24 protein-coding genes are annotated in these 25,360 nt (G+C 57.9%); 10 read left to right on the forward strand and 14 right to left on the reverse strand.

Features of this window, described 5'->3' with window-relative positions:
• Position 1 precedes the first annotated feature (1 nt).
• Positions 2-934: a GDP-L-fucose synthase gene (gene fcl / locus JJB09_RS13035; protein WP_201658549.1), complete on the forward strand. Its 933-nt coding sequence runs from the start codon at positions 2-4 to the stop codon at positions 932-934.
• Between the two features lie 24 nt (positions 935-958).
• Complete coding sequence (locus JJB09_RS13040) at positions 959-2,116, forward strand: acyltransferase family protein (RefSeq protein WP_201658552.1); 1,158 nt, start codon at positions 959-961, stop codon at positions 2,114-2,116.
• Between the two features lie 84 nt (positions 2,117-2,200).
• Here the strand turns inward: JJB09_RS13040 and JJB09_RS13045 are convergent, their stop codons facing one another.
• The 12 genes from JJB09_RS13045 to JJB09_RS13100 all read right to left on the reverse strand — a co-directional run bounded on the left by JJB09_RS13045 (position 2,201) and on the right by JJB09_RS13100 (position 14,452).
• Positions 2,201-3,271 (reverse strand): BMP family ABC transporter substrate-binding protein, encoded by a 1,071-nt coding sequence (locus JJB09_RS13045; RefSeq protein WP_201658555.1) that lies wholly within the window; start codon positions 3,269-3,271, stop codon positions 2,201-2,203.
• Between the two features lie 37 nt (positions 3,272-3,308).
• Positions 3,309-4,229: an ABC transporter permease gene (locus tag JJB09_RS13050; protein ID WP_201658558.1), complete on the reverse strand. Its 921-nt coding sequence runs from the start codon at positions 4,227-4,229 to the stop codon at positions 3,309-3,311.
• 2 nt (positions 4,230-4,231) lie between these two features.
• Complete coding sequence (locus JJB09_RS13055) at positions 4,232-5,323, reverse strand: ABC transporter permease (RefSeq protein WP_201658560.1); 1,092 nt, start codon at positions 5,321-5,323, stop codon at positions 4,232-4,234.
• Positions 5,313-6,881, reverse strand: a complete 1,569-nt coding sequence (locus JJB09_RS13060) for an ABC transporter ATP-binding protein (RefSeq protein ID WP_343229020.1) — start codon at positions 6,879-6,881, stop codon at positions 5,313-5,315. The genes JJB09_RS13055 and JJB09_RS13060 overlap by 11 nt, the downstream gene beginning before the upstream one ends.
• Before the next feature lie 40 nt (positions 6,882-6,921).
• Complete coding sequence (locus JJB09_RS13065) at positions 6,922-7,902, reverse strand: quinone oxidoreductase family protein (RefSeq protein WP_343229021.1); 981 nt, start codon at positions 7,900-7,902, stop codon at positions 6,922-6,924.
• 4 nt (positions 7,903-7,906) lie between these two features.
• Complete coding sequence (gene pcsA / locus JJB09_RS13070) at positions 7,907-8,647, reverse strand: phosphatidylcholine synthase (protein ID WP_201658563.1); 741 nt, start codon at positions 8,645-8,647, stop codon at positions 7,907-7,909.
• A gap of 150 nt (positions 8,648-8,797) precedes the next feature.
• Positions 8,798-11,266 (reverse strand): ATP-dependent Clp protease ATP-binding subunit ClpA, encoded by a 2,469-nt coding sequence (gene clpA, locus JJB09_RS13075; RefSeq protein ID WP_201658566.1) that lies wholly within the window; start codon positions 11,264-11,266, stop codon positions 8,798-8,800.
• A 10-nt stretch (positions 11,267-11,276) separates the two neighbouring features.
• Positions 11,277-11,630: an ATP-dependent Clp protease adapter ClpS gene (gene clpS, locus JJB09_RS13080; protein ID WP_201658569.1), complete on the reverse strand. Its 354-nt coding sequence runs from the start codon at positions 11,628-11,630 to the stop codon at positions 11,277-11,279.
• 280 nt (positions 11,631-11,910) lie between these two features.
• Entirely contained in the window at positions 11,911-12,282 is a 372-nt protein-coding gene (locus tag JJB09_RS13085; RefSeq protein WP_201658572.1) for a phasin family protein, read from the reverse strand.
• Between the two features lie 147 nt (positions 12,283-12,429).
• The gene (locus JJB09_RS13090) at positions 12,430-12,633 is read right to left on the reverse strand and encodes a DUF3126 family protein (RefSeq protein ID WP_201658574.1); all 204 of its coding nucleotides are present in this window, start codon (positions 12,631-12,633) and stop codon (positions 12,430-12,432) included.
• A gap of 86 nt (positions 12,634-12,719) precedes the next feature.
• A complete protein-coding gene (gene cysE / locus JJB09_RS13095; RefSeq protein WP_201658576.1) occupies positions 12,720-13,544 on the reverse strand; it encodes a serine O-acetyltransferase in 825 nt (274 codons plus the stop codon).
• 122 nt (positions 13,545-13,666) lie between these two features.
• The gene (locus tag JJB09_RS13100; RefSeq protein WP_201658578.1) at positions 13,667-14,452 is read right to left on the reverse strand and encodes an alpha/beta fold hydrolase; all 786 of its coding nucleotides are present in this window, start codon (positions 14,450-14,452) and stop codon (positions 13,667-13,669) included.
• A gap of 121 nt (positions 14,453-14,573) precedes the next feature.
• On the opposite strand from JJB09_RS13100, the gene JJB09_RS13105 reads away from it, so the two are divergent.
• Genes JJB09_RS13105 through JJB09_RS13115 form a run of 3 tightly spaced genes read left to right on the forward strand, consistent with a single transcriptional unit; the run spans position 14,574 to position 16,684 of the window.
• Positions 14,574-14,819, forward strand: coding sequence for a zinc-finger domain-containing protein (locus tag JJB09_RS13105; protein ID WP_201658580.1), 246 nt, complete (start codon positions 14,574-14,576; stop codon positions 14,817-14,819).
• A 39-nt stretch (positions 14,820-14,858) separates the two neighbouring features.
• The gene (locus JJB09_RS13110) at positions 14,859-16,013 is read left to right on the forward strand and encodes an FAD-dependent monooxygenase (protein ID WP_201658582.1); all 1,155 of its coding nucleotides are present in this window, start codon (positions 14,859-14,861) and stop codon (positions 16,011-16,013) included.
• Between the two features lie 44 nt (positions 16,014-16,057).
• Positions 16,058-16,684: a class I SAM-dependent methyltransferase gene (locus tag JJB09_RS13115; RefSeq protein ID WP_201658584.1), complete on the forward strand. Its 627-nt coding sequence runs from the start codon at positions 16,058-16,060 to the stop codon at positions 16,682-16,684.
• Between the two features lie 4 nt (positions 16,685-16,688).
• On the opposite strand, the gene JJB09_RS13120 is transcribed toward JJB09_RS13115, so the two are convergent.
• Positions 16,689-17,888: a cystathionine beta-lyase gene (locus tag JJB09_RS13120; RefSeq protein ID WP_201658586.1), complete on the reverse strand. Its 1,200-nt coding sequence runs from the start codon at positions 17,886-17,888 to the stop codon at positions 16,689-16,691.
• A gap of 338 nt (positions 17,889-18,226) precedes the next feature.
• Between JJB09_RS13120 and JJB09_RS13125 the strand changes: the two genes are divergently transcribed.
• The 4 genes from JJB09_RS13125 to JJB09_RS13140 all read left to right on the forward strand — a co-directional run bounded on the left by JJB09_RS13125 (position 18,227) and on the right by JJB09_RS13140 (position 22,489).
• A complete protein-coding gene (locus tag JJB09_RS13125; RefSeq protein ID WP_201658588.1) occupies positions 18,227-19,255 on the forward strand; it encodes an amino acid ABC transporter substrate-binding protein in 1,029 nt (342 codons plus the stop codon).
• A gap of 98 nt (positions 19,256-19,353) precedes the next feature.
• Complete coding sequence (locus JJB09_RS13130; protein WP_201658591.1) at positions 19,354-20,547, forward strand: amino acid ABC transporter permease; 1,194 nt, start codon at positions 19,354-19,356, stop codon at positions 20,545-20,547.
• A 1-nt stretch (position 20,548) separates the two neighbouring features.
• Positions 20,549-21,703 carry an amino acid ABC transporter permease gene (locus JJB09_RS13135; RefSeq protein WP_201658594.1) on the forward strand — a complete coding sequence of 385 codons (1,155 nt, stop codon included), beginning with the start codon at positions 20,549-20,551 and terminating at the stop codon, positions 21,701-21,703.
• Positions 21,704-21,715: 12 nt separating this feature from the next.
• Positions 21,716-22,489 carry an amino acid ABC transporter ATP-binding protein gene (locus JJB09_RS13140; protein WP_201658597.1) on the forward strand — a complete coding sequence of 258 codons (774 nt, stop codon included), beginning with the start codon at positions 21,716-21,718 and terminating at the stop codon, positions 22,487-22,489.
• Positions 22,490-22,603: 114 nt separating this feature from the next.
• Here JJB09_RS13140 and JJB09_RS13145 read toward each other — a convergent pair whose 3' ends face one another.
• Positions 22,604-23,236, reverse strand: a complete 633-nt coding sequence (locus JJB09_RS13145; RefSeq protein WP_201658600.1) for an invasion associated locus B family protein — start codon at positions 23,234-23,236, stop codon at positions 22,604-22,606.
• A gap of 335 nt (positions 23,237-23,571) precedes the next feature.
• Between JJB09_RS13145 and JJB09_RS13150 the strand changes: the two genes are divergently transcribed.
• Positions 23,572-25,359 (forward strand): extracellular solute-binding protein, encoded by a 1,788-nt coding sequence (locus JJB09_RS13150; RefSeq protein WP_201658930.1) that lies wholly within the window; start codon positions 23,572-23,574, stop codon positions 25,357-25,359.
• Position 25,360: the final 1 nt, after the last annotated feature.

Raw genomic sequence — 25,360 nt, forward strand, 5'->3', positions numbered from 1 at the left:
GATGTATTCTCTCACGGGCAAGAAGGTCTGGGTCGCCGGGCATCGAGGCATGGTGGGTTCGGCAATCGTGCGCAGGCTTGCACAGGAGGGCTGCGAGATAGTCACTGCGTCGCGCGCTGATGCCGATCTGCGCGATCAGGCGGCAACGACGGCCTGGATCGAGAAGACCAGGCCGGACGCTGTATTCCTGGCTGCGGCAAAGGTCGGCGGCATCCTTGCCAACGACACCTATCCGGCCGATTTCCTCTACGACAACCTGATGATCGAGGCCAACATCATCCACGGCGCGCACAAGGCCGGCGTGGAGAAACTGATGTTTCTTGGCTCGTCCTGTATCTATCCGAAATTCGCGACGCAGCCGATAACGGAAGATGCGCTTCTGACCGGGACGCTGGAGCCGACCAACGAATGGTATGCGATCGCCAAGATCGCCGGTATCAAGCTTGCGGACGCTTATCGCAAGCAGCATGGCGCCGATTTCATCTCCGGGATGCCGACGAACCTTTATGGTCCGGGTGACAATTTCGACCTGAATTCCAGCCATGTCATGCCGGCGCTGATCCGCAAGGCACATGAGGCGAAGGTCTCCGGCGCCGCCGAGATCACCATATGGGGAACCGGCACGCCGCGCCGCGAGTTCCTGCATGTGGACGACTGCGCCGATGCCTGCGTCCACCTTATGAAGACTCATTCGGCGCCTGGCCATGTAAACATCGGTTCCGGTGACGACGTGACGATACTGGAGCTGACGCAGATGGTGTGCGAAGCGGTCGGCTTCGAAGGCAAGATCGTCCACGATCTGTCCAAACCCGACGGCACGCCCCGCAAGCTGATGAGCGCCGACAAGCTGCGTGCAACGGGTTGGGCGCCGAGGATCGACCTCAAGCAGGGAATTGCCGCTGTCTATCAGTGGTTCCTAGCTAACAAGGCCTGATACAGACGAGTTGGGACCGGACGTATGACTGACAATCGCCACCAACTGGCGTTCCTGGACGGCTTGCGCGGCTTTGCATCCCTTTGGGTGTTGATCGGCCACGCCATGTTCCTGACAGGATACAAGGTAGGGCTGTTTGCCCAGCCCGATATGGCTGTCGATCTGTTCATCATTATCTCCGGATTCCTGATGGTGTATCACTATCAGCTTCGGGAAGAGCGAGAACCCTGGACCGACCCTTCGACATGGAAGGTCTTCTGGATCCGGCGGTTTTTCCGTATCGCGCCGCTCTACTATGTGTGTCTAGCGGCGGCGATCTGGTTCGGACCGGATCTCTGGCAGGCGCGGCTGGATGGCGCGGCTGTCATGTCGGGCGGCGTTGCCGAAACCGCCCGCTATGCCGACCGTTACCTCGACCAGTCGCTGACCAACATTCTTATGCATGTCAGCTTTCTTTTCGGCATGACGTCCACGCATAATTTCCGGACTGCATTGCCTGATTGGTCGATCGGCCTCGAAATGCAGTTCTACCTGTTCTTGCCGTTCCTGATGCTGGTTATCCTGAGGCTTCGCTGGTTCCTCGGCATGGCGCTGCTGGTGGGGTTCGCGTGGATCCTTGGACGCTGGCTGGAGCGAAACGGTTTTGTAGTCGGTGCCTACTCCATCCTGGCGATGAAGTTCCATCTGTTTGCCGCCGGCATGCTGATCGCCATGTCAGTGCGCGTTGAAGGCACGCGGAAATGGCTATTCCTGCTCGCTGCCATCGCCGTTATTTTCGTACCACTCGGTGGCGGTCGAGACCTCTTCCATCGGGCGATCAAGATCGGCATCGTCTGCGGGTTCTTCGCATTATTGTACAAGGATGCGCTGCCAGGGATACTCAAGCGCGCAGTCGGCCTGCTCGACGTCGTTTTTTCCAATCCGGCCAGCCGGTTGATTGGAGACCTCTCCTACGGCGCCTATCTCATCCATCTCATGGTGATGCTGCCCGTCTGCGGCTGGCTTGCCAACAGGTTTCCCGATTGGGCCGCCTTTCCGCGGTTCTGGGCGGCGCTGGTATTAACGGCATCGATCACCTACGGGCTGTCGTGGGTCGCATACAGATCGATCGAATTGCCCGGCATCGCACTCGGCCGCCAGGTCGCGGGTCGCTTTCAGAGGTCGCGGCCGGTACTGGCTTAGTCCACATCGGCTTTTGCGCAACGAGGCATAGAAAAACCCCGCTGTCGCCAGCGGGGTTTCTTGTTTCATGCCGATGTCCGGCCGTTACTTCGGCAGTTCGCCTTCGACACCTTCGACGAAGAAATTGAGCGGGCCGATCTGGTCGTCGCCGGCGGTTTCGCCTGCCTTGAGCCATACGGAGCCGTCCTGCTTGTTGATCGGGCCGGTGAAGGGCTTGAGTTCGCCCGACTTGATCTTGGCTTCGGTCTCTTCAGCCATCTTCTTCACGTCGTCTGGCATGTTCGTGTAGGGCGCCATGAACAGAATGTTCTGTGCCAGACCATCCCAGCTATGCTGCGACTTCCAGGTGCCGTCGAGAGCCGCCTTGACGCGTGTGACGTAGTAGGCGCCCCAGTTGTCGACGATCGCGGTCAATTGCGTCTCCGGACCGGCCTTGATCATGTCGGAAGCCTGGCCGAATGCGTGGATCTTGCGCTCAGCGGCAACCTGCATCGGTGCAGTGGAGTCCGTATGCTGAGTGATGATATCGACGCCCTGGTCGATCGCAGCCTTGGCGGCATCGGCTTCCTTGCCGGCGTCAAACCAGCTGTTGACCCAGATGACCTTCAGCTTGAAGTCCGGGTTTATCGAGCGTGCGCCAATGATGAAGGAATCGACGCCCTGCACCACTTCGGGGATCGGGAACGAGCCGATATAGGCGGCCGTGCCGGTCTTAGACATCTTGGCAGCGATCTGACCGAGGATGTAGCGACCTTCATAGAAGCGCGCATTGTAGGCGGTCAGGTTATCAGCCGTCTTGTAGCCGGTCGCGTGCTCGAACTTCACCTTGGGGAACTTGGCCGCAACCTTTACGGTCTGGTCCATGAAGCCGAAGGAGGTCGAGAACACCAAGCCGCAGCCTGAGCGGGCGAAACGCTCGAGCGCGCGTTCGGCATCCGGACCTTCAGGCACATTTTCGAGATACTGGGTTTCGATCTTGTCGCCGAGTTCCTTTTCCAACAACTGACGGCCATGATCATGTGCCTGCGTCCAGCCGCCATCGGTCTTGGAACCGACATACATGAAGCACACCTTGAGCTTGTCTTCGGCGTGGGCTGAAGCCGCAATGCCGATCATTGCTGCGGTGGCTGTAAGCGAAAGTATGAGTTTTTTCATGATTACCCCTATCGTTTTGGATGAACTCTTTTTGTCTTCAACGGTCGGGAACGAACGATTTCCCGAGAGATGCTGGTGTGTTGATCAACGTCAAACGCCTGTTCTGCGATATGACGATCAGTACGATGACTGTCGCCAGATATGGAAGCGCTGACAGGAACTGCGATGGAATGGCAATGCCGAAAGCTTGCGCGTGCAGCTGTCCGATCGAGACTGCACCAAACAGGTAGCCGCCCGCAAGCAGCCTGAGCGGTCGCCAGGAGGCAAACACCACCAGCGCGAGCGCGATCCATCCGCGTCCGGCGGTCATGTTCTCCACCCATTGCGGGGTATAGACGAGCGATAGGTATGCACCCGCCAGCCCCGAGCACGCGCCACCAAACATCACTGCAAGATAGCGGATGCCGATGACATTGAGCCCCAGCGCATGCGCCGAAGCATGATTGTCGCCGATCGAGCGCAAAACCAGCCCGCCCTTGGTCCGGAACAGGAACCATTGCAGACCGATGATCAGCGCGACGGAGATGTAGAAGATGATGTCCTGTTTGAAGAGCACCTCGCCCAGAAACGGGATCGAGGACAGTCCGGGAATGGCGATTTCCGGCAGCTTGATGCCCTGAACGCCAACGAAGGACTCGCCGATCATGCCCGACAAGCCGAGCCCGAGAATGGTCAGTGCAAGACCCGTGGCGACCTGATTGGCCACCAGCGTGAGCGTCAGAAAGCCGAAGAGCAATGACATCAGCACGCCCACAGCGATTCCTGCGAACATGCCGATCACCGGCGAGCCAGTCATCTGCGTGACCGCAAACGCGCTGACTGCGCCCATGACCATCATGCCCTCGACACCGAGATTGAGCACGCCGGAGCGCTCGGTTACGAGTTCACCGACCGATGCGATAACCAGCGGGGTAGAAGCTGTGATGACGGTGATCAGGATGGATTCGGCTGGTGACATGATCAGGCCCCTCTCTCGGCGCCGGTCAATCGGGACCAGACAATACGGATCTTGTAGGAAATCAGGGTGTCACAGGACAGCACGAAGAACAGCAGCAGCCCTTGAAACAGGCGCGTCACCTTGTCGGAGACGCCGAGCGAAAGCTGTGCGGCCTCTCCGCCCAGATATGTCAGCGCGAGCACCAGGCCGGATACCACGATGCCAAGCGGATTGAGCCGGCCAAGGAAGGCGACTATGATAGCCGTAAAGCCATAGCCCGGGGAAATCGATGGACGGAGCTGGCCGATGGCGCCCGATACCTCGGCAATCCCGGCAAGTCCGGCAAGCGCGCCGGATAGCAACATCGAGAACCAGACCATGCCAGAGGCGGAAAATCCTGCAAATCGCCCTGCCCGGGCTGACTGGCCGAGCACCTTGACCTGATAGCCCTTGAGCATGAATTCCATCATGAACCAGAGCAGAATGGCCGCGACGAGGGCGAAGACAATACCCCAATGCGCCCGGCCGGATTCCTCCCAGATCGGTGGCAAGAGGGCCGATGCATCGAACATCCGGGTTTCCGGAAAATTCTGCCCTTCCGGATTTCTCCAGGGGCCGCGCACCAGCCAGTCGAGGAAAAGCTGGGCGATGTAGACCAGCATCAGGCTTGTCAGGATTTCGTTGGTATTGAACCGTGTCTTGAGAAGCGCCGGAATCGCTGCGTAAAATGCACCGCCGACGGCACCGAAGATCAGCATCAACGGCAGCAGGAGCGGTGAACTCCAATCGTGGAAGACCACCGGCAGGAACGATCCGAATATGCCGCCGAAAATGAATTGGCCTTCCGCGCCGATGTTCCAGTTGCCAGCACGATAACAAATAGAAAGGCCAGCTCCGATCAGGATCAGCGGCCCGGCCTTGATGGCGAGTTCGTGCAGTGACCATTCTTCCCGCAGCGGGTCGATGAAGAACAGATAGAGCGCCTGCAGCGGATCCTTGCCGAGTGCGGCAAACAGGATTGCGCCGCAGATCAGCGTCAACAGCAGCGCGATGAACGGCGACACGAAGGCATAGAACCTGGACGCATTGGCGCGTTTTTCGAGCTCAATGCGCATGTCCGGCCTCACTTGACTGCTTGTGCATGCCGCCCATCAGCAGACCAATCTTTTCACGGTTCATCTCGGATGCCGGGTGGATATCCGAGAGTTTTCCGTCGGAAATTGCAGCTATATGCGTCGCCACTTCGAAAATCTCGTCCAGATCCTGGCTGATGACCAGCACGGCAGAGCCTGCCTTGGCAAGATCGACGAGCGCCTGACGGATATGGCTCGCTGCCCCGGCATCGACCCCCCAGGTCGGCTGGTTCACCACCATGACCGATGGCTGACGGTCCAGCTCACGACCGACGATGAACTTCTGCAGGTTTCCGCCCGATAGCGAACCAGCCGCCGGGTCCTCGCCGCTCTTGCGTACGTCCATGGCGGCACAGATGCGTTGTGTCGCCGCCTTGATGGCCGAACCGCGAATAACCTTCAGCACGCCCGCGCCCAGGAAAGCCTTTCGATCCGACACATTGCGCGACAGGATAAGATTTTCCGACAGGCTCATGGTGGTCACGGCTCCATGACCATGGCGCTCCTCGGGTACGAAGGCTGCCCCCATCAGGCGCCGCTTTGAGATCCCGGAACGTCCCGACGCCTTGCCCCGGATCGCGACGTCTCCATCGCGCGGCGACAGATACTCGCCGGAAAGTACATCGAAAAGTTCGCCCTGGCCGTTTCCGGCGACCCCGGCGATCGCGAGGATTTCTCCTGCCCGCACCTTGAGGGAAATATTCTTCAGCGATACCGCAAACGGTGTCCTCGCCGCGGCGCAGAGCGCGTAGGCCTCCAGTAGAACCGCGCCGGCTGCATCAGCTGATACTTTCTCGACTGCGGCAACATCGTTTCCAACCATCATGCGTGCCAGTGACGCCGGGGTTTCCTTTCTGGGATCGCAGGCCCCGGTCACCTTGCCATGTCGCAGTACTGTGGCGCGGTCGCATATGCGCTGCACCTCCTCCAGTCGATGGCTGATATAGAGCACAGAACGGCCTTCCGCCTTCAGCTTCTCAAGCGTCTCGAACAGCTTGTCGGCTTCCTGCGGAGTGAGAACGGAGGTCGGCTCATCGAGAATGATGAGCTTGGGATTTTGCAGCAGCGTCCGGACGATCTCGATGCGCTGGCGTTCCCCAACCGAAAGGTCAGCAACGTGGGCGTATGGATCGAGCGGCAATCCGTAGGCCTTGGAGAGCGTCGCAGCTTCATCGGCAATTTTTGCCAACGGCACGTTTCGATCCAGCGACAGGGCGATATTCTCGGCAACAGTCAGCGCCTCGAAGAGCGAAAAGTGCTGAAACACCATGCCTATGCCGGTTTTCCGGGCTTCGCCGGGGCTGCCGATCTGCACCGGCTGCCGCTGCCACAGGATCTGTCCCGAAGTCGGCGCAAGCACGCCGAACAGCATTTTCACCAGCGTCGATTTTCCAGCGCCGTTTTCTCCCAGCAATGCGTGTATCTCACCCGGTGCAATCGAAATGTCGATCTCGCTGCATGCTGCAAACGAGCCAAACAGTTTCGTAATTTTACGCACTTCGAGGAGAGGTATTGAGCCCTTTGTATCCGTGTTGGCCACGAACCACCCCAGTCTTATCAATTTGCCCCGTTTATAACATTCAGGGAATTAAAAGCGTTGTTCCACTCGTTTTTCTATCTTCAAGGTCGCGGTGCGCCAAAGCGGCGTCCGCCAACGGATAGCTTTGATTGATATTGATAACCACTTTGTTTCGCTGCACAACCGCAAAAAGCGCATTCGCACAGGCATCGAGCTCCTGCCGAGTGCGAATGTACGAACCGAGCGTCGGCCGGGTGGCGAAGAGCGAGCCCTTCTGGGCAAGGATCGCCAGTTTCATCGGTTCCAGCGCGCCTGAGGACTGGCCAAAACTCACCCACATTCCGCGCGGCTTGATGCAATCCAGTGAAGCGGGATAGGTGTCGCGGCCGACGGAGTCGTAGACCACGTCGACGCCCTGCCCGCCCGTCAGTTCCTTGACGCGTTCAACGAAATTCTCGGTGCGGTAATTGATGACGTGATCGTAGCCATTCTTTAGCGCGAGTTCGACTTTGTCGGCGCTGCCGGCAGTTCCGATGACCGTGGCGCCGAGCGCCTTGGCCCATTGGCCAGCGATTAGTCCCACTCCGCCGGCTGCAGCATGAAAGAGCAGCACGGTTTCCGGCCCCACCTTGTAGGTCCGGTTGAGGAGATACTCGGTCGTCATGCCCTTCATCATCATTCCGGCGGCGGTTTCATAGGAGATGTCGTCCGGAATTCTGACCAGTTCGGAAGCCGCGATGTTGCGGATCTGCGAATAGGCTCCACTCGATGAGGGATAGGCGACGCGATCGCCGACATTGAAATCCGTCACACCCGCGCCAACTGCGATGATCTCGCCCGCGCCCTCCTCGCCCGCGATATAGGGAAGTCCACCGGGCGCTGGATAAAGGCCGGTACGAAAATAGGTATCGATAAAATTCACGCCGATCGCGTGGTGCCTGAGCTGCACTTCGCCTGTGGCGGGCGGCGCAACGTCGATCTCGATGAATTCCATCACGTCCGGACCGCCATGTTGGCGGATGAGTATGACCTTGCTCTTCACGAAATTACTCCTTGCGACCCAAACTCTGGAAAATCTGCAGCACGAATCCAATGCAGTAAAGATAGATTCCGGCAGCCACGACACCCCAGACCACCCACTGCGGCGACTTGAAATGCATCAGCAGCGAAACGCCGCCCAGCACCGACCAGATGGCAAACACAGCCAAATTGAGGTTTCGCAGGCGCTTGACCCGGACAGGGTGCAGGAAATGAATCGGAAAGAACGTCAGGACAACCGAAACCAGCACGACAGCAAACGCCGTCGTTTCGCTTGCATCGATCACAAACAGCGTGAAGATCACCATGTTCCAGACGACTGGAAAGCCGGAGAAGAAGTACTCATCAGTTTTCATGCCCATGTCGGCATAGTAGATGGCCGAGGACACCACGATCAGCCCCGCGGCAACGAATGACCAGGATTCCCCGATCATGCCGCTCTGGTAAAGGGCAAAGGCCGGCAGCAGGACGTACGTGACGTAATCAATGATGTTATCGAGCGTATCGCCCGACCAGTTGGGCAAAACTTCCTTGACCCTGACCTTGCGTGCGATCGGCCCGTCGATGCCGTCCACGAGAAGCGCAAGACCCAACCACCAGAACATATCAACGAAACGATGTTCGGATGCGGCTACCACACCGAGAAACGCCAGAAACGAGCCCGAGGCAGTCAGGAGGTGGACCGCAAAAGCCCGAATTTCCGCATAGGGCACGGCTTTGTAGTTGAAAAGATAGCTGAAAATTCTCATCTCGCCCCCGCCCTGGCACCAAGTTCTCTGTGTCACAGCCCGCTTTCGATACATTGGTTTTCAGCTGTCCGCCAGCCCAAACACCAAAACTCTGGCCAACAAAAAAGCCGGGACGCGATGCCCGGCTTTTTTTCGGCGGAAGTCTGAGCCTTACTTTTCCTTCTTGGGAGCCCGCTTCGTCGGCTTGGTCACCGGCGCACCGCCGTCGGCGGCGGAATCCGACGCGATGGCCGTTTCGACGGGTTCCGGCTTGGCCTTTCTGGATTTCGTCGGCGCGACGGTTGCCGCCACCTCCACCTCATCCCTCGGCCTCACTGGTGCATTTTCCGACATCGCCTCCAGAATGATGCCGGTTTTACCGTCATCCTTCTTGCCCACGGACACACGTACGATTCCGCCCTTCTTGAGCTTGCCGAAGAGGATTTCCTCAGCCAGCGGCTTCTTGATGTTTTCCTGGATCACGCGTGCCAATGGCCGCGCGCCCATCTTGTCGTCATAGCCTTTCTCGGCAAGCCAGGTTGTGGCTTCTTCAGTCAGTTCGAAAGTCACATGCCGCTCGGCGAGCTGGGTTTCCAGCTGCATCACGAATTTCTGCACGACCTTGTGGACGACCGCCATCGGCAGCGACGAGAACGGAATGATCGCGTCGAGCCGGTTGCGGAATTCCGGCGTGAACAGCTTGTTGATCGCTTCGAGATCGTCACCTTCGCGCTTGGATGAGCCGAAGCCGATCGCGGCCCTAGCCATGTCGGAAGCACCGGCATTGGTGGTCATGATCAGGATGACGTTACGGAAGTCGATTTTCTTGCCGTTGTTGTCAGTCAGGGTGCCGTTGTCCATCACCTGCAGCAGGATGTTGTAGATATCCGGATGGGCCTTTTCGATTTCGTCCAGCAGCAGCACGCAGTAAGGATGCTGGTCTACCTGATCCGACAGCAGGCCGCCCTGGTCGAAGCCGACATAGCCGGGAGGTGCGCCGATCAGCCGCGAGACCGTGTGGCGTTCCATGTATTCCGACATGTCGAAACGTAGCAGTTCCACACCAAGCGACGATGCAAGCTGCTTGGCCGCTTCTGTCTTGCCGACGCCGGTAGGGCCGGAGAACAAGTAGGAGCCGATCGGCTTGTTCGGTTCGCGCAGTCCGGCACGCGCCAGCTTGATCGAAGACGTGAGCGCCTCGATAGCCAGTTCCTGGCCATAGACAACAGCCCTGAGTTCCTGCTCCAGATTTGCAAGAAGCTCCTCGTCGTCGCGCGAAATCGTCTTTGGTGGGATCCTCGCCATTGTCGCGATCGTCGCCTCGATCTCCTTTTCGGTGATCAGCTTGCGGCGTTTTGAAACCGGCAGCAGCATCTGCGAAGCACCGGTCTCGTCAATGACGTCGATAGCCTTGTCCGGCAGTTTGCGGTCGGTGATATAGCGTGCGGACAATTCCACTGCAGCCTTGATGGCCTCGTTGGAATAGCGCAGGTGGTGGAACTCCTCGAAATAGGGCTTCAGGCCCTTCATGATTTCGATAGCGTCGTCGATATTCGGTTCGTTGACGTCGATCTTCTGGAACCGGCGGACAAGGGCTCGATCCTTCTCGAAGAACTGCCGGTATTCCTTGTAGGTCGTGGAGCCAATGCAGCGGATTGCCCCGGACGAGAGAGCTGGCTTCAGCAGGTTGGAAGCATCCATGGCACCGCCGGAAGTTGCACCCGCGCCAATGACCGTGTGGATTTCATCGATGAACAGCACAGCGCCCGGAAAATCCTCGAGTTCCTTGACGACCTGCTTCAAGCGCTCCTCGAAATCGCCACGATAGCGAGTGCCCGCGAGCAGCGTGCCCATGTCGAGCGAGAATATCGTCGCGTCGAGCAAGGCTTCGGGGACCTGTTTCTCAACGATGCGCTTGGCCAGGCCCTCGGCGATTGCCGTCTTGCCGACGCCGGGATCGCCGACGTAGAGCGGATTGTTTTTCGAGCGGCGGCACAGGATCTGGATCGTCCGGTTAACCTCGGCCTGCCGGCCGATCAGCGGATCGATGCGGCCGTTCCTGGCCTTCTCGTTCAGATTGACGCAATAGGCTTTCAGTGCGTCCTGCGGCTTCTTCTGACCGTCTTCGGCATCCTTGGCGGGACGGGACTCCTGCTCGCTTTCCTCGACGCCCTTCGGTGCGCGCGTTTCCGCAGCGCCAGGACGCTTGGCAATGCCGTGCGAGATATAGTTGACCGCGTCGTAACGGGTCATGTCCTGCTCCTGCAGGAAGTAAGCCGCATGGCTTTCGCGCTCGGCGAAAATCGCCACAAGCACGTTAGCACCCGTGACCTCCTCGCGTCCCGACGACTGGACATGGATTACCGCCCGCTGGATGACGCGCTGGAAGCCGGAGGTTGGCTTGGAGTCCTCGTCATAACCGGTCGCGAGATTGGCAAGATCGTTGTCGACGTAATCGTTGACCGCCTTGCGGAGCTTGTCGAGATCGACGTTGCAGGCCCGCATCACTGCGGCCGCGTCATTGTCGTCGATCAGGGAAAGAAGAAGATGCTCGAGAGTTGCATATTCATGCCGGCGCTCGTTGGCCAGCGTCAGTGCCCGATGAAGGGCCTTTTCAAGGCTTGAGGAGAATGTGGGCACGATCAGAACCTCATTTCTTTTCCATTACGCATTGAAGCGGATGCTGGTGCTCTTTGGCGAAATCCATGACCTGCATGACTTTCGTTTCCGCCACCTCATAGGTGTAGACACCGCATTCGCCCACACCATGATTATGAACCTGAAGCATAATCCGGGTCGCCCCTTCGCGATCCTTTTGGAAAAAACGCTCGAGAATGTGGATGACGAATTCCATTGGCGTGTAGTCGTCATTCAACAGCAGCACCCGGTAAAGGCTCGGCTTCTTCACCTTCGGCTGAACGCGCGTGATCACGGACGTTCCGCGATTGCCGGAACCTCCGCTTCGCTCAGCGTCACCCTGCATCCGGTATGCCTTGTCGTTCATGTCTGCCTTCAATTCCGATTTATGTCCGAGTCTTTGGCTTCATTTATCACTAACCAGCGCTATATGTGGTATCGTCTTTTGCCATTTTAAGACCCTTTCGCCGCACGGCAATACTAATTCGCCAAACCTGCCGGGAAATGGACAGATTGCTTTGGAAAGCGTCGAACAGGTAGAAAGCCGGCAATACTCGGCTATTCAGCCCTACAGAACAGAGCTACGAGCAAAAGAAAAGCCGGCCGCATTGGGCGGCCAGCTCGTAAATTCAGAAGTGGAGAACGGATCAGGCTGCTGCTGAAGCTGCCTTTTCGACGTTGGCCTTGACCGTCGCAGTCGCCTTGCTGACGGTCGACTCTACCGGCTTGTAGGCTTCCTTGGCTAGATCACTGTACATTTCGCCAAGCTTGGTCATTTCGGTGATGTAGCCTTCGATTGCCGCCTTCGCAAAGTTGCTCTGCAGTTCGAACGCTGCTTCAACACTCTTGGCGGACATCAGCTTCTCGACATGGGAGATCCCGGCCTCAAAGCTTTTCTTGGTGTAATCGGCTGTTTCGGTCGCGATTGCCTGAAGGCCCTTCGATGTGGTCGAATAGCTCTTGAGCATCGAATCCACGGCATCCTTGCCAACGAGGTTGGCATCATCGAATTTGAACATTTTGCGTGTCCCTTTTGCCTTTTGTCGGATGCGACATGAATATGTGCGGCGCACAATAAAGTCAAGCGGAAGTGTGCATCGCAACATGCATGCAAACAAAACCCCGCCTCGCGGCAGGGTCAGTTCGTCTGCGAAAATGGCACCGGATCAGAGATCCACGTCGAGAATCGCCATGGAGAAATTGTAGGACAGGTCGCCGTCTTCGTCGTCACGATAGATGACGCCAAGAAACTCGTCGCCGGCATAGACCTCGGCAGAATCGTCTTTGCGAGGCCGGGCCTTGACGACGATGTTGGGGTTCAACGTCCGCTTGAGGTAGGCGTCGAGCTTTTTCAATTCTTCGGGTTTCACCGCGTTTTCTCCATCAAGGTTCCGATTGGGTCGCTTCTGCCATGGCTCGCGGTTGGCTGTAAACCCCAAACCCGATGCATGCAAAATCACTCCATGGCGGCGAGAATCTGGTCCATCGAACGCGAAGGTTCCGAGCAGCCCGCTTCGCCGACCACCCGCGCCGGCACGCCGGCCACGGTGGTCTTAGGTGGCACCGGTTTCAGCACCACCGAGCCGGCTGCGACGCGCGAGCATCTACCGATCTCGATATTGCCGAGAACCTTGGCTCCGGCGCCAATGAGCACCCCGTCACGGATCTTCGGGTGGCGGTCTCCGGCTTCCTTGCCGGTTCCGCCGAGGGTGACGCCCTGCAGAATCGAAACGTTGTCGCCGATGACGGCGGTCTCACCCACGACGAGGCCGGTCGCATGGTCGAGGAAAAATCCCCGCCCGATCCGCGATGCCGGGTTGATATCCGTCTGGAATACGCTCGACGAACGGCTCTGCAGATAGAGGGCGAAATCCTTGCGGCCGTTGTTCATCAGCCAATGCGACAAGCGATAGGTCTGTATCGCGTGGAAACCCTTGAAATACAGAACCGGCTCGATGTAGCGGGTGCAAACCGGGTCGCGGTCATAATAGGCCTGAATGTCTACGCGCAGAATCTGCCCCCATTCTGGAGCGTCTTCCAACATCTGCTGGAAGGCCTGCTGCAACAGAACAGCGGGCAAATCGGGATGGTCCAGCCGCTCGCAGACGCGGTAGATTACGCTGTCTTCGAGTCGACGATGATTGAGGACGGTCGTGTAGAGGAACGTGGCAAGGACCGAATCCTGCTCCAGCGCTTCCGCCGCTTCGCGTCTGAGGTTGTCCCAGATCGGATCGACGGATGCGATGTGCTCGCTGGATCGGATTTCGTGCTTCACGGCCATTTTCGGCGCTCCTTTTCGGTCCTCGCTCAGGACAATATCAGGACAATATATGGTATTTTCGATGGTTTAGAAATGGGGTCACTCATAGGCGATTTACAGGCTGGTGGGCCACTAGAACCACATCAACAGCCGGCAATATCCTCATAGAAGTCGATGACCGCCTTCTTGTAGACCTTGTCGCCGACAGCGAGCATATGATCGCGTCCCGGAATGTCGACTGCGCGACCGTCGGGAAGCAGATCTGCGAGCGTATGCGGATTGCCTGCAATGTCGTCCTTGGTGCCGACACAGACCAGCACCGGCTGGAGAATGCGGGCGATTTCCGCCTCCGTGACCAGCACGCGGTTGGAGGCAATGCATGCCGCCAGGGCGACACGATCGCTGCCAGTCTTGTCGGCAAACCCTCGGAACATTCGCCCGCGCTCGTGCGTCACGTCGTCGAGAGACGGCGCCAGAAGCGCATCGGCAATCGGGTCCCAGTCCCCCACGCCCTCGACCAGTCCGATGCCAAGCCCGCCCCAGACGAGCGATCGAACCCTCTCAGGGTGCTCCACTGTCAGAAAGGCGGAGATTCTGGCGCCCATCGAATAACCCATCACATCGGCCCGGTCGATTTCGAGATGGTTGAGTAGCGCAGCGGCATCACCAGCCATCAATGATGGGTGATACGCAGCCGGATCATGCGGGTTGTCGCTGCGGCCATGGCCGCGGTTGTCGATCGCGATGATGCGCCGCCCGGCTTGGCTCAGAGTCGGCAGCCACCCCGGATGCACCCAGTTGTAGGCCGAAGAGGATGCAAAGCCATGGATCAGCAGCACCGGTTCGCCATTCGGGTCACCGGCTTCGAAATAGGCAAGCTTGAGCCCATCATGGTTGAAACTCGAGTAATGCGGGGCGTTGAGATGCATGCTGTTCACCGGTCATTTCGAAATCATGAGTTCTTCTTGCAATATGCGGCTTTTTGGCCCTACACAATCGTCCCAAAGATAACTATGTTGCACCACAAAATAATCGGTTTCGGAGACTTGAATGGCTGGTCACAGCATCCCGCACTTTCAGAATGATGGCGGATACAAGACGATCAATATCGGGGTCAAGGAATTCATGTGTACCGGCGCATCGGTTCCTTACGATCATCCGCATATCTTCATCGATATGGGTGACGACAACGAGAAAGTTTGTTCGTATTGCTCCACACTCTATAAGTACGACCCAGCCCTGAAGGCCAACCAGACCGAACCGGCCGGCTGCGTGTTTACCGAACGCGCCGCCTAAGGAATTCAAGCTTCCCGCTGGGGAGCGAGGAATGGATCTATGAAATCTGTAGCAATTGTTGGGGCCGGCATTGCCGGCCTCGTTGGTGCGCTCGCCTTTGCCAGGAAAGGCGTGCGTTGCGTCGTAGTCGAGCGCGTCGCTCACTTGCAGGAAGTCGGCGCGGGCCTTCAGCTCTCCCCGAATGCGAACTATGTCCTGGACAAGCTCGGACTCTCCGAAGCACTCAGGCCCCTCTGGCGCGAGCCCGACAACATCTGTCTGGTCTCGGGTATGACGCTTGCACCCATCAGCGCGATTGCGACAAGCAGGGTTTCGACAGAACGGTGGGGCTCGCCCTACGCGGCCATCCACCGGGCAACGCTGCAGAAGGTGCTGCTCGATGCCGTGCGCGCGGAGCCGCTGATCACCCTTTCACTCGATACCAGGGTTACCACCGAAGCCGGTTTCCGCCAGATCACCGGTGAGGCACCCGATCTGATGATTGGCGCCGACGGCGTCTGGTCGGAGTTCCGAAATCACATTCCCCAGGCTGGTGCGCCAGAGTTTTCCGGTATGGTGGCCTGGCGGTTTATCATTCCCGAAAAGGATGCGCCCTCCTTTCTCAATCCCCGCAATGTAACGGCCTTCATCGGACCCAAGGCGCATATCGTCGCCTATCCGCTGCAGGATGCCGGCGCCTTCAACGTCGTTGCACTGTCGTCCGGCAAGAATCCGGGAGAAACCTGGGCGGCCGATTGCAATCCGATGAACCGGTCGGAGATGACGTCGCAGTTCTCGTCCTGGCACCGGGATATCCGTACCCTTGTTGCCTATGCGCCGCGGCCCACATGGTGGCCGCTATTCGGTGTCAGTGAGGGGCGCTGGACTGATGGCGAAAAGCGGGTGCTGATCGGCGATGCAGCCCATGCGATGACGCCTTTTGCCGCGCAGGGCGCCGCCATGGCAATCGAGGATGCCTACGAACTCGCGGGAATCACCACCGCCGACGTCTCGCTTGGCGACGCATTGAACTTCTTCGAACGGCACCGGCAGATGCGGGTATCGCGGGTCCGTTTGCGTGGCGCGTTCAACAAATTCGCCTACCACGCGCGTGGGCCGGTGCGAATGGCCCGGGATCTCGTCTTGAAGGTACGGGGTCCGCAGAATGTTGCAGCGGATCTCGATTGGCTCTACGGCTACAAGGCGCCAGGCTGAAAACAGGCAGACCTCTTCCGGCACTCGACAGCGGGAAAACCAACATGACTGATCTTTCTGAGCGAACGCGTCACTGGGAAACAGTCTACTCCACCAAATCCGATAAGGATGTCAGCTGGTTCGAAGAGAATCCTGTGATTTCGCTTGAAGTCATCGATGCCGCCTGGGGATCGGCGCCCGCCTCGGTGCTCGACATCGGCGGCGGAGCGTCACGCTTGGTTGACGCGCTGCTTGCAAGGCCCGGCTGCAGGGTGACCGTGCTGGACCTTTCAAAATCCGCGCTTGAGGCAGCTCGAGCGCGCATCGGCGAAAATGCTGATGCTGTCGATTGGGTCGTGGCAGATGTCACTGACTGGCAGCCCCAAAAGACTTACGATATCTGGCATGATCGGGCCGCATTGCATTTTCTTACCCAGCCGGAGGAAAGAGCGGCTTACGTCCGGACGCTTTCGGCGGCTTTGCGGGTCGGCGGCATCGCTGTGATTGGCACATTCGCGCCTGATGGCCCGGAAAAATGCAGCGGCCTTCCCGTCATGCGGCACGATGCCGAAAGTCTGGCACAAATGCTCGGGGATGGGTTGAGCCTGTTGGATAGCCGCCGCCACGAACATCTTACGCCGTGGGGCAGCATCCAAAAGTTTCAGTTCAGTACTTTCAAGCGGCTCTACTGAGTGCTCAGCCTGACACGGCCGAACGCGCAGACTTGAACCCGGCCTCCAGGTCGCCGATAAGATCGGGGACATCCTCAAGACCGATTTGCAGCCGGATGACCGGTCCTCCAGTCGGCGCCTTGGCGATCGTCCGATCGCCCAGCAATACCATCAGCGCCAGGCTTTCGAAGCCGCCCCACGAATAGCCAAGGCCGAAAAGCCGCAATGCATCGAGAAATGCGAACGCCTTTGTCTTGTACTTGGCCGGGTCGCTCTCGGCCAGCACGAACGAGAATACGCCCGAAGCACCCTTGAAGTCGCGTTTCCAGATCTCATGCCCGTTAAATGATTCAAGTGCGGGGTGAAGAACCTGCAAAACATCATCCCGGCCTTCTAGCCAGCGCGCGATTTTCAATGCGCTTTCCTGATGCCTTTCCATACGGATGCCCATTGTCCTGAGACCGCGGAGGATCTGGTATGCATCATCAGGAGCACCGCAAACGCCGAGCGTGACCGTGGTCTCGGTAAGCATCGGCCAATATTTTTCGTTGGCTGAAACCGTGCCCATGAGGATATCGGAATGTCCCGATGGGTATTTCGTGGCTGCGTGAATGGATATATCCACGCCGAAATCGAGCGGCTTGAAGTAAAGCGGGGTCGCCCAGGTGTTATCCATGGTAACGGCGGCACCGCCGGCATGTGCCGCGTCCGCAATTGCCCGAACATCCTGCATCTCGAACGTGTTCGATCCCGGAGCCTCCAGATGTACGAGCTTGGTGTTGGGGCGCATCAGAGCCGCGATCCCTGCCCCGATCGCCGGGTCGTAGTACTCGGTCTCGATGCCAAGCTTTTTCAGCATCGTGTCGCAGAAATGGCGCGTCGGAAAATACACGGAGTCAACAACAAGGATATGATCTCCGGCCGAAACCAGCCCGAGGAATGGCACGCTGACGGCTGCAAGCCCAGAGGGCACCAGAATGGTTCCGGCTGAGCCTTCGAGGGCATCAATTGCCTCGCAGAGTGCATCGGTCGTCGGTGTGCCGCGCGTGCCGTAGGTGTATTTCTGCGCGCGCTTGTCCATCGTCATGGCATCTGGAAACAGCACGGTGGAAGCATGCACCACCGGCGGATTGACAAAGCCGTGATAGTCGCGAGGGTTGAAGCCATCATGTGCCAATCGGGTATTGGGGCCGAACTGGTTGTTTGCGCGCTGTTTTTCAGTCATGTCCATGCCTGTAGGTTTGTGGTGCCTCATGGCTTTCCACAACAATATTGCCGGGTCAAGCACAACAAGGCACCTAAGCTCGAACGTTGCGGCCTTTCGAGGAAAAAGCAAAAAACATCGTCAAACTTCGCGATTTCAGCGCATCAATTTGCACATATTTTGAGTTTTGCGCCGAGATCTGCATGTTTTCATACAATCTGGATCGGTGGTCTTGACTAAGTCCGCAATTAATACTGTCTTAATGCAGCACCGTCCTGTCTGGGAGGGCAGACGAAATGCCGGGATTGTCGGTGACAATCCCATGGGGAAGAACAACAACAAACGTAAAGGTTGGAAAAATGACAAAACAGCTTTTGACCGGAGCAATCGGTGCAGCCGTTATCGCGCTCGGCGCGATTTCCGCACAGGCCGGTACGCTTGATGATGTCAAAGCCAAGGGTTTCGTGCAATGCGGCGTCAACGGCGCCAATCTGCTGGGATTCGGAGCGCAGGATTCCGCCGGCAACTGGTCCGGCCTCGATATTGACCTCTGCAAGGCAATCGCCGCAGCAGTCTTCGGTGACGCGACCAAAGTCAAGTATACGCCTCTTTCCGCCAAGGACCGTTTCCCGGCGCTGCAGTCTGGTGAAATCGATGTGCTGGCGCGCAACACGACCTGGAGCGCCAGCCGCGACAGCCAACTCGGCTTCGATTTCCGCGCGGTCAACTATTATGACGGCCAGGGCTTCATGGTCCGCAAGGACATCGGGGTGAAATCGGCGCTCGAACTCTCTGGCGCCGCCGTCTGCGTTCAGTCCGGCACCACCACTGAACTGAACCTTGCCGACTATTTCAAGGCCAACAAGCTCGAATACAAGCCGGTTGTGTTCGAAAAACAGGAGGAAGTCGATGCCGCCTATCAGGCTGGCCGTTGTGACGTCTACACGACCGACCAGTCCGGCCTCTATTCGATCCGTCTGAAGCTTTCCAACCCCAACGATCACATCATTCTGCCTGAGATCATTTCGAAGGAGCCGCTTGGTCCGGCCGTCCGCCAGAACGATTCCAAGTGGTTCGACGTTGTCTCATACGCCCACTATGCGATGGTGAGTGCTGAAGAGTTCGGCATCACCCAGGCCAATCTCGATGAAATGGTGAAGTCGGAAAATCCGGACATCAAGCGCTTCCTCGGTGAAGAAAAAGACCAGACGCTCGGCAAGGACCTCGGCCTCGATGAGAAATGGGCGTATAATATCGTCAAGTCAGTAGGCAATTACGGTGAATCCTTCGAGCGCAATGTTGGCGAAGGCAGCCCGATGAAGATCCAGCGCGGCCTCAATGCCCAATGGAATAAGGGTGGCCTGCAATACGCACCGCCGATCCGTTGATCTCTGCGTGAAACGACTACGGGAAGGCGGCAGCCGCCTTCCCGCTCATTCCGATAAAAAACGCCTGGAAATAAAGGCTGCGGAACAGGGGAATTTGCATGGCAATTGGAGCCGCAGAGCGGGGCGGTACAAACCGTCCGGCGCAATCGCTGCTATACAATCCGGAATTGCGTCGGTTCGTGTACCAGACGCTGACTATCGTCTTCATCGTCTGGCTCGTCTGGTACGCCTGGACCAACGCGACGCAGAACCTTGCCAAGGCGAACATGACGGCGGGTTTCGGCTTCCTCAATGGCCGCGCCGGTTTCGATATCGCCCAGACGCCGATCGCCTATTCAAGCGACTCGACTTATTTTCGAGCTCTGGTGCTGGGCCTGGTAAATACCATTATCGTCGCGGTCTGCGGCATCGCTACGGCCACGGTGGTCGGCTTGCTGGTCGGCATGGGTAGACTTTCCAGCAACTGGCTGATCGCCCGGCTATCGACCGTCTATGTCGAGGTATTCCGCAACATCCCGCCGCTGCTCGTCATCTTCTTCTGGTACAAGGGCGTGTTGTCGCTGCTTCCTGATGTAAAGCAGGCAATTTCGTTGCCGTTGTCGGTCTATGTCAGCAATCGCGGCATCTTTATGCCGGCGCCCGTCTTCAGCGAAGGATTCGGAGTTGTGCTGATTGCACTTGCCGTTGGCATTGTGGGAGCCATTATCTATACGCGCTGGGCCAACAAGAAGCAGATGGCAACTGGAAAGCGCCCTCCGGTACTTGCGATCAATCTCGCCTTGATCATCGGCCTGCCCTTGATTGCCTTCATTAATACGGGTTTGCCGATCTCCTTCGATCCCCCAATCCTCGGCAAGTTCAATATGAAGGGCGGCACGGTTGTCGGCCCGGAATTCCTGTCGCTCTACATGGCGCTGTCCTTCTATACGGCGGCTTTCATCGCGGAAATCGTACGCGCCGGCATCCGCGGCGTCTCCCACGGTCAGTCGGAGGCGGCGCATGCACTCGGCATCCGGCCGCGTCTGACCACCCGGCTTGTGGTGCTGCCACAAGCGCTGCGGATCATCATTCCACCGCTCACCTCGCAATACCTGAACCTGACCAAGAACTCGTCGCTCGCGGTCGCCATCGGCTACGCGGACCTTGTGGCTGTTGGCGGCACCATTCTCAACCAGTCCGGCCACTCCATTGAAATCATTGCGATCTGGATGTTGGTTTATGTGTCGATCAGCCTGATGACATCGCTGTTTATGAACTGGTTCAACGCCAAGATGGCCTTGGTGGAGCGTTGAGATGACCGAAAACATCACCTATGTGCGCAAGCAGTTTCTCCCGCCGATCCAGCCACCGACCAACGACAGTTCGGCGTGGGGATGGGCCAGGCGGAATCTGTTCGCCTCGATCTCCGACACCATCCTTACGGTGGTGACAGCCATCATCGTGGTCTGGTTCGTCCTGTCTTCCATTGATTGGCTGTTTCTATCCGCGGTCTGGACCGGGACTGATCGAACCTACTGTGCAACCCAAGTCCAGGGCGGAATCCAGCCCGATGGCTGGAGCGGCGCGTGCTGGGCCTATGTCGGCGACTGGTTTACCCAGTTCATGGTTGGCTCCTATCCGCGAGATCAACTCTGGCGTCCCATCTTGATCGCCGTCCTGTTCGTCGGGCTTCTGGTCCCTTTCCTGATACCCTCGGTACCCCGCAAGGGACTGAATGCCGTGTTGCTGCTGATCGCCCTGCCGATCCTCGCTTATATCCTGCTGCTTGGTGGCCGGTTTGGGCTTACCCATGTCGAGACGTCGAACTGGGGTGGCTTGATGGTCACCCTGATCTTGTCCTTCATCGGCATCGTCCTGTCGCTGCCCTTCGGCATCCTGTTGGCGCTCGGACGACGCTCAAAAATGCCGGTCGTCAGAATGGCAAGCGTCGGTTTCATCGAATTGATCCGCGGCGTGCCGCTGATCACCGTGCTTTTCATGGCAAGCGTGCTTCTGCCGCTGTTTCTGTCGCCGGGCAACAACATCGACAAGTTCCTACGGGCGCTGGTCGGTGTGTCGATTTTCGCCTCTGCCTACATGGCCGAAGTCATTCGCGGCGGTCTGCAGGCGATTCCGAAAGGCCAGTATGAAGCCGGCGACGCACTCGGCCTGAACTATGCGCAGAAGATGACGTTCATCATCATGCCGCAGGCGATCAAGCTGGTTATTCCCGGCATCGTCAACACCTTCATCGGCATGTTCAAGGATACGTCGCTGGTGTCGATCATCAACATGTACGACCTGCTCGGCATGGTCAAAGCGAGCTTCGGCAATGCAAAGTGGGTCACGCCCGTGACGCCCTTGACCGGGCTAATTTTTGCAGGCTTCATATTCTGGCTGTTCTGCTTCGGCATGTCGCGCTATTCAGCATTCATCGAGCGGCGTCTCGATACCGGTCACAAGAGATAAGAGGGAAACAACATGGCCAATGCAGCCGCACAAAAAATGGTGGTGTCCAAGACGGATGTCGCGGTCGAACTCACCGAGATGAACAAGTGGTACGGCGAATTCCATGTGCTGAGGGATATCAACCTCAAGGTCATGAAGGGCGAGCGGATCGTCATCGCGGGCCCGTCGGGTTCCGGCAAGTCGACGATGATCCGCTGCATCAACCGCCTCGAAGAACACCAAAAGGGCCGGATCGTCGTCGACGGCATTGAACTCACCAATGATCTCAAGAAGATCGACGAGGTGCGCCGCGAGGTCGGCATGGTGTTCCAGCACTTCAACCTGTTCCCGCACCTGACCATTCTGGAGAACTGCACGCTGGCGCCGATCTGGGTGCGCAAGATGCCGAAGAAGCAGGCCGAGGAGATCGCCATGCATTTCCTCGCACGCGTCAAGATTCCGGAACAGGCCAACAAGTATCCGGGCCAGCTCTCAGGCGGCCAGCAGCAGCGCGTCGCCATTGCCCGCGCCCTATGCATGCGTCCGAAGATCATGCTGTTTGACGAACCGACATCGGCTCTCGACCCGGAAATGGTCAAGGAAGTGCTCGACACCATGGTCGGGCTTGCCGAAGAAGGCATGACGATGCTGTGCGTCACCCACGAGATGGGCTTTGCCCGCCAGGTGGCGAATCGGGTGATCTTCATGGACCAGGGCCAGATCGTCGAGCAGAACGAACCGGGCCAGTTCTTCGACAATCCGCAGCACGAACGCACGAAGCTGTTCCTCAGCCAGATTCTGCATTGATCTGCCAAGGCTGGCCTCACAAGCCAGCCAGTTCCCAGCGCCAAAACATGTCCTAAATGAAAAGGGCCCGGCAGCATCGCTGCCCGGCCCTTTCTAAATCGAATATCTACGCGCTTACTGCTGCTTGGCAGCGTTCTGCGCGTCCTGTAGCTTCTTGCGGGCTTCGTCAGCCTTCTTCTGCATTTCTTCCTGCAGCAGGCGCTGGCGCTCCTGCAGCTTGGACTGCTCCATGGCCGGGCCATCGAACGTGCCGGTGAAGCCCTCAAGCGAGATCTTGATCGGGTTCGGCATGCGCTGGAAGTTCACCGACGTGAACACCACTTCGTTACCCTTCTTCAGGCTGGCGATAACGCCATCCGTCAGTGGCAGTTCGGCGATGCAGAGGTCCGGCATACAGACGCCATACTCAAGCTTCTGGCCCTTGGCACCATCGATCTGCATCAGGATGCCCGGAGGGATAAGACGTGCCGGAGGAACGGAAACCTGCATGAACTTGCGGTTTACCTTGCCCGATACAGTCACCAGCGCTACGGCGGTGACGAGCTGTCCGGTGTTTGCGGTCATGACATTGCGGACCGAGCAGACGTCGCTATCGTCCTGCTTGTCGCAGATCTTGAACCAGCCCTGCGGCGTGGTCGGCGCCGGTGCATTCTGCGCGGATGCATAACCCGGTGCGGTGACCAGTGCCGCGGCGAAAGACGCAGCGGCGACCGTAGCGCGCATTGCAGTTTTGAATTCGAAGCTCATAGCGTTTTCCCGTCTCCTGAAATTCAGCGGCTAAGGCAGTCAAGCCGGTTGAAGCCGGAGCCCTCGTGCCGGTAAAATGAGGCAAATACATGACCCCGTCATGTTTGGCCAACCTGTTACATTGGTGCATTTAATATATCCAGCGTTTCTTTCACCACAGGATGCGTTATTTTGGAGAATGCACGTAAAGCGTTGAATAAATGCCGCAGTCTTTGCCTAGGAGGCACGACAACCGGTTAGCGCCGGTTCCCACGCCTCCAATCTTGCTTTAGTCTTTGGATATGAATCGCACCCCTCGCCTGTCCCAACACCTTGTCACCCTCAAAGCGCTGCTGATGCTGGCATTCGCCGCTTTTATCGCGCCTGCCGCCCTCGCTCAACCCGTCCATGGCATCGCCATGCACGGTACGCCCGCGTTGCCCGAGGATTTCAAGTTCTTTCCTTACGTGAACCCTGATGTGAAGAAAGGCGGTAGACTGGCCTTCGGTGTCGTCGGCACGTTCAACAATCTCAATTCCTTCATCCTCAAAGCCAAGCGCACCACGGCGCGCGGCATGTGGGATCCCGAGCTGGGCAACCTCGTCGTCGAATCACTAATGATGCGCTCGCGCGACGAGCCGTTTACAATGTACGGACTGCTAGCCGAGACCGTCGAATGGGACGACGCCCGAACCTACATCCAGTTCAATCTCAATCCCAACGCCAAGTGGTCGGATGGCAAGCCTGTGACGCCCGAGGACGTCATGTTCACCTTCGAACTGTTGCGTGACAAGGGCCGGCCGCCGTTCTCGACGCGCCTGAAGCGCGTGGCGAAGATGGAGAAGGTTGGCGAGCATTCGGTGAAGTTCACGTTCAATGAACTGGCTGATCGTGAGTTTCCGCTGTTGCTGGCTTTGTCTCCCGTACTCCCCAAGCATGCCACGAAGGTAGACGGTTTCGATGAAACCACGCTTGTGCCCCAGCTCGGCTCGGGTCCCTACCTCGTCAAGCAGGTCAAGCCCGGCGAGAAGATCGTCTACAAGCGGGATCCGAACTATTGGGCCAAGGACATTCCCTCGAAAGTGGGATTCGATAATTTTGACGAGATCTCCATTGAATACTTCCTGCAGGAGAATACCCTGTTTGAAGCCTTCAAGAAGGGCGAGATTGACGTCTACAAGGAAGGCTCACCGAAAAAGTGGGAGCGGACTTACGATTTTCCAGCGGTCCGTTCCGGCGATGTCATCAAGGACACTTTCAAGCCCGGCCTTCCGGCAAACATGTATTCAATGGTCTTCAACACCCGGCGCCCCGTGTTTACCAATGCGAAGCTGCGTGAAGGTCTGACGCTGGCCTTCGACTTCGAATGGGTGAACAAAAATCTCTATGAAAATGCCTACAAGCGCACGGAAAGTTTCTGGCAGAACTCTGTTCTGTCGAGCCTCGGGCGGCCGGCAAGCGACAAGGAACTGGCGCTGCTGGGCGAAGCGGCAAAGCGTATCGACCCGAAGATACTTGATGGCACCTACAGGCTTCCGGTGACCGATGCGACGGGCCGCGACCGCAAGGTGCTGAAACAGGCCTATGATCTGATGCGTGCGGCCGGCTACATGATCGATAACGGCAAGATGAGGGACAGCGCAGGCAAGCCCCTCACCTTTGAAATCCTGACCCAGAACCAGGATCAGGAGAGAATTGCGTTGGCATATAAGCGCAGCCTGGCAGCACTCGGCATCGATATCTCCATCCGGACGGTCGATGACTCGCAATACCAGGAACGCACGCAGCGCTTCGATTTCGACATGATCATGCGCACCTACGCGTCGTCGCTGTCTCCCGGCCTCGAGCAAACAACCAATTGGGGATCCGAATCAAGGGATGTGCAGGCCAGCGAGAACATGGCCGGCGTTGCCGATCCCGATATCGACAGGATGATCGAGAATATACTCAGCGCACGCACGGGCGAGGATTTCCAGGCGGCTGTACGCGCCCATGATCGTCTGCTTCTCGCTGGACACTATGTCATCCCCCTTTATCATATCGGGGAACAGTGGATCGCGCGCTGGAAGCGCATCGGCCACCCCGCTTATGTGCCCCTCTATGGCGCTCAACTTCCCACCTGGTGGGACCAAAGGGTTCAATGAA

Origin of the sequence: Phytoamicus setariae (genome assembly GCF_016722925.1) — a bacterium.
Taxonomy (GTDB): Bacteria; Pseudomonadota; Alphaproteobacteria; order Rhizobiales; family Rhizobiaceae; genus Rhizobium_E; species Rhizobium_E setariae.